This window comes from Paracoccus sp. KR1-242, from assembly GCF_049446195.1.
GTDB lineage: Bacteria > Pseudomonadota > Alphaproteobacteria > Rhodobacterales > Rhodobacteraceae > Paracoccus > Paracoccus broussonetiae.
Genome location: NZ_JBMSED010000004.1, coordinates 232,940 through 245,120, shown reverse-complemented (window position 1 = coordinate 245,120; position 12,181 = coordinate 232,940). Strand labels below are relative to the sequence as shown.

Genomic DNA, 12,181 nt, shown 5'->3' with positions numbered 1-12,181 from the left:
AGTTGCATTTCGAGCCGGTAAGCCGACCGGAAACTGGTCCGGTTCGACTCGTGCCGCAAGCGCGTTCACCCAGTATATAGAGACACGCTTTGCTTCGCTACCCATATGTTGTGGTCCAAACAAAGAACGCCGGGTTTCGCGAGTCGCGTGGCAAAGATGCAATTGTCAACCGTCAGGTTGCGGGGTTGGTCCTGTTTCTGATGGTGGTTGTATTGCCCCAAGGGGCGCGGGGGGCCGCTTCTAGCCCCGCCGATTTCGGGCGTCCACCTTAAAAATCGCTGGGGAAGCGACGCTCCAGATCCGCGACCTGTTCGGGGGTCAGCGGGCGAGTCCGCATTCCCCGCAACGCCAGGAACAGCTTTGCTGTCTCTTCAAGCTCTTCGGTCGCATAGACGGCGTCCTCAAGCGATTTTCCCGCCACCACCGGCCCGTGGTTCGCCAGCAACACGGCGTGATGGTCCGAGGCCATTTCCTCGACCGCGCGTGCAAGATCCAGATCTCCGGGCGCGAAATAGGGGATCAGCGGCAGGCGGCCGACTCGCATGACGTAATAGGCGGTCAGGGGCGGCAGCACGTCGCGGTGGTCGATGTCATGCATGCAGCTGACCGCGACGGAATGGGTCGAATGCAGGTGCACGATCGCCCCTGCGCGCGGGCGGCGGCCATACATCGCCATGTGCAGGAAGCTTTCCTTGGTCGGCTTGTCGCCCGACAGCAGATTTCCCGCCAGATCCAGCCGCGAGATCCGCGCCGGGTCGATGGCCCCCATGCTGGACCCGGTCGGCGTCATCAGCCAGCCATCTTCAAGTCTGACCGAGATATTGCCCGAGGAACCGAAGGTAAGACCCCGGTCGAACAGGGATTGCGCAAGCCGCGCGATGTCTTCGCGCTGTTTCGATTCAGTCATCCAGCATCTCCAGCGCCTGGGTGAACATCTCGGGGCCGCCGAAATTCCCGGATTTCAGGCACAGCGCCAGTTCGCGGTCCCCGACCGTCGCGCCGCACCACGGCACGCCTGCCGCAACCTCGGGGCCGATCTCAAGCGCGGTGACGCCCAAGGCCGAGATGACCGCGCCCGAGGTTTCGCCCCCCGCCACCAGGAACCGTGCGAATCCGCGTTCCAGCAGACCGCGCGCGATGGTGGACAGCGTGCGCTCCATCATCTCGCCCGCTTCCATCGTGCCATGTCGGCGCTGGTTTTCCGCCACCTCGGCGGGGTCGGAAGAGCCATAGATCAACATCGGCCCGGTCTGCGCGACCGCCCATCCCAGCGCCTCGGCGGCGATATCCTCGCCCGCCGCGATGCGGTCCAGGTTTAGCTTCAGCGTCGGCCAAAGCGGTGTCACATGGGCGATCTGCGCGCGCGTCGCGGTCGAGCAGCTGCCCGCCAGCACGACCGCGCGACCTTGCGAGCGGGGCAGGCGCGGGGGCAGCGCCGCGCCCAGATCGCCGCTGTCGCGCAGGTTGGCGGGCAGGCCCATCGCGACGGCCGAACCGCCCGTGACCAGCGCCATGCCGTCCAGAGCGCGACCAAGTGCGATCATGTCCTCATCCTCGACCGCGTCCGGCACGGCATAGCGGAAACCTTCGCCGCGCAGGTGGTCAAATGCGGCGCGGATCGCCGGCGCGCCCTGCCGCACGGTCTGCAACGGCACCAGTCCGGTCCGGCCCTGGGCCTGTGCGTCCATCAGCCGGATCAGGCTGGAATCGCGCATCGGCGTCAGTGGATGGTCCTTCATCGGGCTTTCCGCCAGGGGCAGGTCGCCCACGAACAGGTTGCCCTTGTAGATGGTGCGCCCATTCCGCGGGAAGGCCGGCGAGACGACGGTGAAATCCTGCCCCATCGCCGCCAGCAGCGCGTCCGTCACCGGACCGATATTGCCCGCCGCCGTCGAATCGAAGGTCGAGCAGTATTTGAACACCACCTGCCGCACGCCCTGCGCGTTCAGCCAGTCCAGCGCGGCCAGCGATTGCGCAATCGCCTGATCCGCCGGAATCGTGCGCGATTTCAGTGCGATGACGACGGCATCGGCATCCCTTGGCGTCTGGCCCGCTTCCGGGATGCCGATCACCTGGACGACGCGCAGCCCGGCCTTGACCCAGGTGCTGCACAGGTCCGTCGCCCCGGTGAAATCGTCGGCGATGGCGCCAAGGATGATGCCCATCAGTAGTTCCCCCCATTCAGTCGGCCGGCATAAAAGCCGGGCCGGCGGGCGGGGTCAACGGATGTTCATCAGAAGTCCCGCCGCCAGCTTCGCGCGCTCGACCAGGCTTGCGACCTCGATATGCTCGCCTAGCGTATGCAGGCCCTTGCCGCGCACGCCGATGGAATCCAGCGTGGGCACGCCCATCGCTCCGGTGAAGTTCCCGTCCGATCCGCCGCCGGCAGAGCCGCAGTTCAGCTTGAAGCCGATATCGGCGGCGATGGTGCGGGCGATCTCGTAAAGCGCCATGGTGCCGGGCTGGGGTTCCCAGACGGGGCGTGTCACCCCGCGCGTAACCTTGAAGGCGACGCCGTTCTCTTCGCCTTCCAGCGCCATCATCGCGGCGACGCCGTGGTCAAGATCCTGCTGCCGCTTGGCCATGCTGAGCGCCTCGGCCCGACATTCCGAGCTGACGCAGTTCACCCATTGCCCGGCATGGATCACGCCGACCGAGAAGGTGCAATCCTCGGTCGTCATCGCCTCGACTTCTAGAATCTTGCGCGCCATCGCGGCGATGGCCGAACGACCCTCGCGAAGCGCCCAGCCGGCATGGCTGGGACGACCCTCGGTCAGCAGGTTGAAGCGGGCGATGGCATAGCGTCCGATCACCGCGCCGCCATCGGGCGAGGCGGGTTCGGGCAGCAACACGGCGCGCTGGCCGCGGGCGGCATCCTCGATCAGCCCGCGGGTCGCGGGGGTGCCGACCTCTTCGTCCGGGGTGAACAGGAAGGTGACGGGCAGGGGCGTCGTCCAGCCCGCACGGGTGATCTGGCGCATGGCTTCGAAGAAGACATAGTTGCCGCCCTTCATGTCCATGATGCCGGGGCCGAAACAAAGCCCGTCCTCGCGCCGGAAGGGCAGCTTTTCCAGTGTGCCGATGGGATGGACCGTGTCCATGTGCCCGGACACGAGGATGCCGGGCTTGCCCTGGTCGGGATGTGGAAAGCTGACGCGGATCGAATCGCCAAAACCCATGCGGCCGGGGATCGTCTCGACCGTGGCACCGATGGCGGACAGATCGCGCGCTGCCAGCGCCATCATCCGGCTGACGGCGGCGCCGTCCCAGGTCGGGCTTTCGCATTCGATCCAGGGACGCAGGCCGGTCAGCATCTCCTCGGCATCGAAGGGCAGGTTCAGCGGATTCATGCGGCATTCTCCAGCGGCAGGCGGCGTTCGACGATACGGGCATAGATCGAGGCGCCGACCGGCAGGATCGCGGGGTCCAGCACGAAGCCCGGATTGTGCAGCGGCACGGTCCCCGCATGTCCCAGATTGCCATAGGCGCCGGGCACGACCTGCAGCATGTCCGCGAAATCCTCGGAGCCGGTCGCGGGCTCGGCATCGTCGGTGACATTATCAGCCCCCAGAACATCGACCGCGGCGGCCATCCATTCGTCCGACAGCAGGGCATCGTTCAGCAGGACGTCGAAGATCTCGCGGAACTGCAGCTCGATCCTGACGCCATGGGCCAGCGCGAAACCCGTGCAGATCTCGCGCATGCGGCTTTGCATCAGGTCGCGGATCTCGGGCTTGAAGAAGCGGATGGTGCCGGCCAGCGCAGCGGTTTCGGGCACGACGTTATAGGCGCTGCCGGCATGGATCTGCGTCACCGACAAAACGCCGCTTTCCAGGGGCGGCATGTTCCGGCCAAGGATCGTCTGGAACTGGCCGACCAGCGTCGAGGCGACGACCAGCGCGTCGCGCGACTGGTGGGGCATCGCGGCATGGCTGCCCTTGCCGGTGACGGTCACGTCAAAGAAGGACGCCCCCGCCATGGCCGGACCCTTGGTGATCGTGGCGCGGCGCGGGCGGCCGTTCGGTTGGTTGTGCATCCCATAGACCTCGTCCACGGGGAATCGCTGGAACAATCCTTCGGCGATCATGCCGCGCGCACCGCCCAGACCTTCCTCGGCCGGCTGGAAGATGAACACCGCGCTGCCGTCGAAATTGCGGCTGGCGGCCAGATATTTCGCCGCGCCGAGCAGCATTGTCGTGTGGCCATCATGGCCGCAGGCATGCATCCGCCCCGCATTCTGCGAGGCATAGTCGAGGGCGGCGACCTCGTTGATCGGCAGCGCGTCCATGTCGGCGCGCAGGCCGATCCGGCGGTTGCCGTCGCCGCGCCCCTTCAGAATGCCGACCACGCCAGTCTTTGCGACGCCCTCATGCACCTCGTCGAAACCCCATTCGCGCAGCCTTGCGGCGACGACGCCCGAGGTGCGGACCTCCTCGAAACCCAGCTCGGGATGGGCGTGCAGATCGCGGAAGATGGCTTCAAGCGCGGGCGCGTCGGCCTCGATCTCAGGCAGGGTTGGCATCACGGACCTCATTCATGGCTTTGAAATTCTGGAAATCCCAGTCGCGGCCGGGGGCGGCCTCGATCAGGGCGCGGGTATAGGCATGGGCGGGCGCGCCAAGCACCTCGGCCGCCGGACCCTGCTCGACCACCGCGCCGCGCTGCATGACGATCACCTCGTCGCAGATCTGGGCGGCCACGCGCAAGTCATGGGTGATGAAGACGATCGCGATGCCCAGATCCCGCTGAAGCTGGTCCAGCAGGTCCAGCACCTGCGCCTGGACCGAGACATCCAGCGCCGACACCGCCTCGTCCGCAACCAGCACGTCGGGGCGCATCATCACCGCCCGCGCGATGGCGATGCGCTGGCGCTGCCCGCCCGAGAACTGGTGGGGATATCGGGCCAGCGCATCCTTGGGCAGCCCGACCACACCCATCAGCCGCGCCGCTTCGGCCAGGGCCTCGGCGCGCGGGATGCCATAGTTCAGCGGCCCCTCGATCAGGCTTTGCGCGATGGTCCAGCGCGGGTTCAGCGAGCGCATAGGATCCTGAAACACGACCTGAAGCTTCTTGCGATGCGGCCACAGACGGCCGCGCGACAGGCTGGCGATGTCCTGCCCGTCAAGCTCGATCCGGCCGGAACTGGGATCGATCAGCCGCATGATGCAGCGCGCGACGGTGGACTTGCCCGAGCCGGATTCGCCAACGATGCCCAGCGTCCGGCCACGCGCCAGCGCAAAGCTGACATCCTTCGCGGCATGGGCCTGGGGCAGCGTCTTCAGGAACCCGCGGCTGCCATAGATCTTGTTCAGCCGGTCGACCTTCAGCACGATCTCCTGTCCCGACGGGCGCGAGGGGCGCGGCGTCAGGCCGGGGACCGAGGCCAGCAGCTTGCGCGTATATTCGGCGCGCGGGTTGCGCAGCACGGCTTCGACCGGGCCGTTCTCGACGATCTCGCCATGCTTCATGACATAGACCGTATCTGCGATTTCGGCGACGACGCCCATGTCATGGGTGATGAACAGGACGGCGGTGCCGTGGCTGGACTGAAGCTCGTCGATCAGCGACAGGATCTGCTTTTGCGTGGTCACGTCCAGCGCGGTCGTGGGTTCGTCCGCGATCAGCAGGACCGGCTCAAGAACCAGTGCCATCGCGATCATGATGCGCTGGCGCTGGCCGCCGGAAAGCTGATGCGGATAGCTTTGGAAGATGCGCGGGACGTCGGGCAGGTGAACCTGCTCCATGATCGCGATGGCGCGGGCGCGGCGTTCGGCGGCGGAAAGGCCGGTATGCAGCTCCATCACCTCCATGATCTGGTCGCCGACGCGCAGCACCGGGTTCAGCGCGGTCATCGGCTCTTGAAAAATCATGGCGATGCGGGCGGCGCGCAGTTCGCGCATCTGCGCCTGGGTCAGCGGCAGCAGGTTCTGGCCCTGCAGGTTGATCCGGCCCTGCGCGACCTTCAGCGATTGGGGCAGAAGCCCCATGATCGCCAGCGAGGTGACGGATTTGCCGGAACCCGATTCCCCGACCAGGCAGACCGTCTCTCCCTGCCGGATGGTGACGTCGATGCCCTTCAGCACCTGAGGGCGGCCCGGGGTCTCGGGCAGGTCGACAACCAGGTTCTCGGCCGAAAGCGCGACCTGCGCGGTGTCGAAATTGCGTGACTTGAACAGCATGGCTTACCCCGCGCGTTTCTTCAGCCGCGGGTCCAGCATGTCCCGCGCGGCGTCGCCCAGAAGGTTGATCGACAGGATGCACAGCGACAGCATCAGGCCGGGATACAGGATCAGTTCGGGCTTGATGCGGAAGAACATCCGCCCCTCGGCCATGATGTTGCCCCAGGTCGGGGTCTCGGTGCTGACGCCGGCACCCAGGAAGGACAGGATCGCCTCGGTCAGGATGGCCGAGGCCAGGACATAGGTGCCCTGCACGATCAGCGGCGCCAGCGTGTTCGGAACCAGATGGCGGATCAGGATCTTGGGCATGGACGAGCCAAGGGCAATGGCGGCCTCGACATAGGGTTCCTCGCGCGCGGACAGGACCACCGCGCGGACCAGCCGCACAACGCGCGGGATCTCGGGGATGGTGATCGCGGCGATGACCGACCCGACCGAGGGGCCGTTCAGCGCGACAAGCGCAATGGCCAGAAGGATCGACGGGATCGCCATCAGCCCGTCCATCATCCGCATGATGATGGCATCCGCCGTGCGGAAGAAGCCCGCGACCATGCCGATGACCAGCCCGACCACCACCGAAACGACGGCCGTGGCGATCCCGATCAGCAGCGACAGCCGTGCGCCGATCAGGACCCGGGACAGGATGTCGCGGCCGAAATTGTCAGTGCCCAGGGGATGCCCCTCGATCGGACCTTTCAGGCGCATCAGCGGGTCCATCTTCAGTGGGTCATGGGGCGCAAGCCAGGGCGCGAAAAGCGTGACCAGGACGATAAGCAGCAGGACCACCAGCGCGATCCGCGGACCCAGCCCGAATTGCGGCAGGCGGATCATCCGCAGGATCGGCTGCATGGCCGAGGCGGGGCGGGGCGTCTGGGACATCAGTAGCGGATCCTCGGGTCGAAGAAGCTGTAGCTGAGATCGATGACCAGGTTGACGAGGACGTAAAGAAAGCTCGTCAGCAGGATCATCGCCTGAATGACCGGATAGTCGCGCGCCAGAATGGCATCGACGGTCAGGCGGCCGATGCCGGGGATGTTGAAGACCGTCTCGGTCACGACGACACCCCCGATCAGCAGCGCGAATCCGGTGCCGATCACCGTCAGGATCGGGACGGCGGCATTGCGCAGTGCGTGTCGGAACAGGACCGTCCGCTCGGGCGCGCCCTTGGCGCGGGCGGTGCGGATGTAATCCTCGCCCAGCACCTCAAGCATGTTGGCGCGGGTCATGCGCGCGATCAGCGCGACATAGATCGTGGTCAGGGTCAGCGCGGGCAGGATGGCGTTCTTCAGGAAGGGCAGCGGCCCGGCCGAGATCGGCGTGAAGCCCTGAACCGGGAACCAGCCCAGTTTCAGCGAAAAGACCAGGATCAGCAGATAGCCGATGACAAAGACCGGGACCGAGAAGCCAAGGACCGAGAAGGTCATCACCGCGTAATCGGCGGCGCTGCGGTGGCGCCAGGCGGCCAGAACGCCCATCGGGACCGCCAGCGCGACGGACAGCAGGATGGTCAGCAGCGCGATGGACAGCGTCGGCCCCATCCGTGCCGCGATCATTCCCGAAACCGGCGTGTGCGAGATCAGCGAGGTGCCCAGATCGCCGCGCGCAAGCTGGCCAAGCCAGGTCACGAACTGGATATGGATCGGCTGGTTCAGGCCCATCGCCTCGCGGATGGCCTGAAGCTGGGCGGGGGTCGCCATGTCGCCGGCAATGATCGCGGCCGGGTCGCCTGGCGTCAGGCGCAGCAGCAGAAAGACGAAGACCGCCACAAGCAGCATGACCGGGATCACGGCAAGGATGCGGCGCAGCAGGTATCCTATCATCGGAATGTCCCTGTTCGGACCAGATGGAAAGGGGGCGGGCATGCCGCCCCCCAGGGGAACCGGGCCTTACTCGGCCTTCTTCAGGTTCCAGAAGACCGGCACGGGCGAAGGCAGCATCTCGGTGATCGTCGTCCGCCGCGCCTGGGGCAGGGTGTATTGCCCCAGCGGCACCTCCAGCACGGTCTGGATCGCGTGGGCCTGGATCTTTTCACCCACGGCCTTCTGCGCTTCCGGGTCGGCGGCGGCGATGTAATCGGCCTTCAGCTGCTCGATCGTGTCATCGGTGGGCCAGCCGAACCAGGCGCTGTCGCCGCGCCCGATCAGCATCGGGTTCGAGATCGGGTTCGAGATCTCGGGCACCATCCAGTTGGTGATGAACATGTTCCAGCCGCCCTCGGCCGGGGCCGACTGGCTGGCGCGGCGCGTGACCAGCGTCTGCCAGTCCATCGGCTGCATGTCGACGGTAAAGCCCGCGTCGCGCAGCATCTGCGAGATGACGACCGGCTGCGTCGCCAACGCCACCATGTCGGTGGGCGCCATCAGCACGACGGGCGTGCCGTCGTAGCCCGACTCCTTCAGCAGCGCCTTGGCCTCGTCCATGCTGGCGCCCTTGGTCAGCGTCTCGGCCCCGGTTTCCGAGCCAAGGGGGGTGCCGCAGCCCAGCAGCGCGCCGCAGATCTGGTAATAGGTCGGATTGCCGATCATCGCGGCCAGCACCGATTCCTGCGAGATCGCCTTCAGCGCCGCCTGCCGGACCTTTTCGTTGTCGAAGGGAGGGTGCAGGAAGTTCATCCGCGCCATGGTCTGCATTCCCGTCGGCTCGCGCACCTCGACGGCGATGTTGGGATCGCCTTCAAGCAGCGGGATCAGGTCGACCTGCATCTGCTCGATATAGTCGATCTCGCCCCCCGACAGCGCGTTCACGGCCGTCTGGATGTCGGGCATGTTCACCCATTTCACCTTGTCGACATTCACGACCTTGCCGCCGGCCATCCAGCTTGCCGGCTCGCTGCGCGGAACGTAATCGGAGTTCTTGGCATAGGTGACGCTGATCCCCGGCTGGAATTCGGCATCGACGAACTTGAACGGCCCCGAGCCGGTATAGTCGGTGATCGCCTGGTCGGGCGGGGTCGCCGCCACGCGGGCCGGCATGATGAAGGGCGGCAGTGCGGATTGCTTGGACAGCACGTCCAGCATCGGCACGAAGGGTTCCTTCAGAACCCAGGTGACGGTCTTGTCATCCGTCGCCTCAAGCTTTTCGGTCCGGTCCATGATGATCTGGCCGCCCGCGTCCTTCTTGGCCCAGCGCTCCAGCGAGGCGACCGCGTCCGCCGCCGTCACCGGCGCGCCGTCATGGAACTTCAGCCCGTCGCGCAGGGTGAAGACATAGGTCTTCTGGTCGTCCGAGACCTTCCAGTCCGCCATCTGCGGCTGCGGCTTGAACTCGGCATCCTGCGCGATCAGCACGTCATAGATCATGTAGGCATGATCGCGGGTGATATGCGCGGTCGTGATGACAGGGTCCAGCACGCGCAGGCCCGAATGCATCACGGCGGTCACCGTGGTTTCCGCCCAGGCCGCGCCCGCCATCATGGTCGAGGCCAGCAGGGCCGCCGTCAGTCTGTTGAACATGGTCTTCCTCTCTGTCGGGTTACGGGGAATGCGCTCCGGTCGTGGCGCCGGATTCGCGGGTTTCTTCTCAGGGTGCGAAGGGCTTTCCCTGCGGTTCCAGCCGGATGCCGGGGCGCAGGTGGCGCCATGGCAGGCTGGCCGGGCTGATCGGCATCGGACCGGGTGCGACGCATGTCAGGATCGTCTCGGCGATGTGCTGGAAATCGGCGCGGAAATGGACCGAGCTCTTGTTGACAAGGATCGCCTGCTCCTCGGGCTGGATGCCAAGGAAGCGATACATTTCGCGATCCGCCATCTGTGCCTTTTCCGAGGTGACGACGATTCGGATTCCCCCCAGCCGCAGGCAGGCCGAGGGGCCAAGATCCAGATGCGCGCCGCCGTAATAGCCGCCGGTGGCATGCAGGCGACCGTCCGAGACGGTCTCGACGGTGAACTGCGCCTCGAACGGGGCGTCGCCGGGAATGCCGGACTTGCCGCCAAGCGCCAGATGCAGCACCGCGCCGGGCCCGGCCTGATGCGCGGCCCGCGCCGCCGCCGGGTCGGTGATCAGGCCGATCGCCGCGCGGTCGGGGTTGCAGGCGGCCAGTGCGCGCAGCATCCCGGTCGTGTCGCTGTCGCCGCCCGCGCCGGGATTGTCCTGGGTGTCGGCGATGACGATGGGGCGGGTCGCGGCCCCGGCCAGCCGCATCGCCTCGCGCACGCCGTCTTCGGGGGCGAAGGCGCGGCCGGCAAATTCCGGCTCGGCCGCGACGACCGCTGCCGCGATCAGGTCGGCAGCGGCCCCGGCCGCGTCCGGCGTCGCGCCATAGGCCACGACCGAGGGGCCGCAATCCGCGAAGTCAGCCGCCGGAAAGCCCATGAACAGAGATGCGCTGTGCAGGTCGGGGCGATCCTGCGCCGCCAGCGCGTAAAGCCTTGCGCCCGGTTCGCCCAATGTCGACTGCCAGGCGATCGGGATCAGGAAATCAAGCTGCCGGAACGCCTTGTGGTTCGGCGCGCCCGCCATCAGCCGGTCCAGCTCGACCGCGGCGCGGCGGCCGGTTTCGGCCATGTCGACATGGGGATAGGTGCGAAAGCCGACCAGGGCATCCGCCGCCTCGACCATCCTGCGGGTGATGTTGCCGTGCAGGTCCAGCGCCGCGACGACGGGCACGTCGGGTCCGACCGCGTCGCGCACCCGTGCCAGAAGCTCTCCTTCACCATCCGGGGCGCCTTCGGCGACCATCGCGCCATGCAGGTCCAGAAAGACCCCGTCCAGCGGACCCGCCCTTTCCAGTCCGGCGATGATCTCATCCGTGATCGCGAGATAGCACTCGGCCGTGACCGGGGCCGAGGGCACCGCACCCGCCCAGAGAATCGGCAGAAGCTGCCAGCCCGACGTCTGGGCATGGGTGAGCGCGCCCGCTACCGGCAGGTTCACGTCCCACGCCCGCTTCAGGATTTCGGTTCCGCGCGACAAAGGCAGATAGCCACCGCCCTTGCGAAACGCCTCCATATCGGCGGGGCTGGGGGCAAAGGAATTGCTTTCATGCACGAAGCCCGCCAGCGCGACGCGGCGCGGCCGATGGGAAGATCCGGGGGAAGGGGCGGCAATCATCTGTATTGTATTCCGATACACTTGCATTGCATAATGACTTTACGAGTCCGTTTTTAATTCTGTCAACCGAGAGGTTTGTTCTTGTCGCGCGGTTCGGAAACTGACCCAGAAACGGCACAGGACCCGCTTTTCGTGCAGTCGCTGGGTCGCGGGCTTCAGGTGCTGGCAAGCTTTTCCGGTGCCGAACGCGCGCTCAGCCTGTCGGAAATCGCGGCCCGCGCCGGCATCACCCGCAGCGCGGCGCAGCGCATCGTCCACACGCTGCGCCAGACCGGCCACCTGCGCCTGACCGAGGATGGGCGCGGTTTCCTGCCCGATCTTGGCGTGCTGGACCTGACCTATGACTATCTTCGGCTGAACCCGCTGATCCGCGCTGCCAGCCCCGTGCTGCTGGAACTGCGCCGCAACGTGCGCGAACGCGTCGACCTGTCGCTGTTCGACGGGCAGCGCATGGTCTATGCCGCCCGGATGCAAAGCAAGCGCGAGATGTTCTTCGCGACGCTGCTGGGTCATGCGGTGCCGACCTATTGCACCTCGGGCGGGTGGGCGGTGATGGCGATGCTGCCCGATCCGCAGGTCGATGCGCTGCTGGCGGCGGCCGATCTGCGTGCGGTCACGCCCCGCACCCTGACCGACCCCGACGCCATTCGCGCCCAGATCGCGCTGGTGCGCGAGACCGGTCATGCGCTGGCGCTTGAGCAGATCGTGATGGGTGAAATCGCATTGGGCGTGGCGATCGCCGGATCCGACGGTCGACCGGTTGCCGCGATCCATGTCGCGGGTTCGCTGGCGGAATGGGAACCCGAGGAGTTCCGCCGTCGCGTCGCCCCCCTTGCCGCCGAGGCCGCGCTGGCCATCACAGGCGGCTAGACCTTCCCGCGCCGGGATGTGAAACCCTCAGGCTTCGCTTGCCGTCCGCCGTTCCGACTGCCATCAATGACCCGCCAAAAGGG

10 protein-coding genes are annotated in these 12,181 nt (G+C 66.6%); 1 reads left to right on the top strand and 9 read right to left on the bottom strand.

The genetic code is table 11. The features are described from left to right. Nucleotides 1-268: 268 nt before the first annotated feature. From otnC to ACO2Q4_RS08335, 9 genes are all read right to left on the bottom strand, one after another. The gene (otnC, locus tag ACO2Q4_RS08375; RefSeq protein WP_423318582.1) at nt 269-907 is read right to left on the bottom strand and encodes a 3-oxo-tetronate 4-phosphate decarboxylase; all 639 of its coding nucleotides are present in this window, start codon (nt 905-907) and stop codon (nt 269-271) included. After that, the gene (otnK, locus tag ACO2Q4_RS08370) at nt 900-2,165 is read right to left on the bottom strand and encodes a 3-oxo-tetronate kinase (RefSeq protein ID WP_423318580.1); all 1,266 of its coding nucleotides are present in this window, start codon (nt 2,163-2,165) and stop codon (nt 900-902) included. The genes otnC and otnK overlap by 8 nt, the downstream gene beginning before the upstream one ends. A gap of 54 nt (nt 2,166-2,219) precedes the next feature. Next, nucleotides 2,220-3,350 carry a M20/M25/M40 family metallo-hydrolase gene (locus tag ACO2Q4_RS08365; RefSeq protein WP_423318578.1) on the bottom strand — a complete coding sequence of 377 codons (1,131 nt, stop codon included), beginning with the start codon at nt 3,348-3,350 and terminating at the stop codon, nt 2,220-2,222. Beyond that, nucleotides 3,347-4,522 (bottom strand): M20 aminoacylase family protein, encoded by a 1,176-nt coding sequence (locus ACO2Q4_RS08360; RefSeq protein WP_423318576.1) that lies wholly within the window; start codon nt 4,520-4,522, stop codon nt 3,347-3,349. The genes ACO2Q4_RS08365 and ACO2Q4_RS08360 overlap by 4 nt, the downstream gene beginning before the upstream one ends. Beyond that, on the bottom strand, nt 4,506-6,179 hold the full coding sequence (locus tag ACO2Q4_RS08355; RefSeq protein ID WP_423318574.1) for an ABC transporter ATP-binding protein: 1,674 nt from the start codon (nt 6,177-6,179) through the stop codon (nt 4,506-4,508). The genes ACO2Q4_RS08360 and ACO2Q4_RS08355 overlap by 17 nt, the downstream gene beginning before the upstream one ends. A 3-nt stretch (nt 6,180-6,182) precedes the next feature. Beyond that, nucleotides 6,183-7,058 carry an ABC transporter permease gene (locus ACO2Q4_RS08350; RefSeq protein ID WP_395132729.1) on the bottom strand — a complete coding sequence of 292 codons (876 nt, stop codon included), beginning with the start codon at nt 7,056-7,058 and terminating at the stop codon, nt 6,183-6,185. After that, entirely contained in the window at nt 7,058-7,999 is a 942-nt protein-coding gene (locus ACO2Q4_RS08345) for an ABC transporter permease (protein WP_311758530.1), read from the bottom strand. Before ACO2Q4_RS08345 ends, ACO2Q4_RS08350 begins: the two co-directional genes overlap by 1 nt. Nucleotides 8,000-8,065: 66 nt before the next feature. Next, complete coding sequence (locus ACO2Q4_RS08340) at nt 8,066-9,631, bottom strand: ABC transporter substrate-binding protein (protein WP_423318572.1); 1,566 nt, start codon at nt 9,629-9,631, stop codon at nt 8,066-8,068. A gap of 67 nt (nt 9,632-9,698) precedes the next feature. Then, the gene (locus ACO2Q4_RS08335; protein WP_423318570.1) at nt 9,699-11,228 is read right to left on the bottom strand and encodes a M81 family metallopeptidase; all 1,530 of its coding nucleotides are present in this window, start codon (nt 11,226-11,228) and stop codon (nt 9,699-9,701) included. Between the two features lie 132 nt (nt 11,229-11,360). Between ACO2Q4_RS08335 and ACO2Q4_RS08330 the strand changes: the two genes are divergently transcribed. After that, a complete protein-coding gene (locus tag ACO2Q4_RS08330; protein WP_395132733.1) occupies nt 11,361-12,098 on the top strand; it encodes an IclR family transcriptional regulator in 738 nt (245 codons plus the stop codon). The last annotated feature ends 83 nt before the right edge of the window (nt 12,099-12,181 follow it).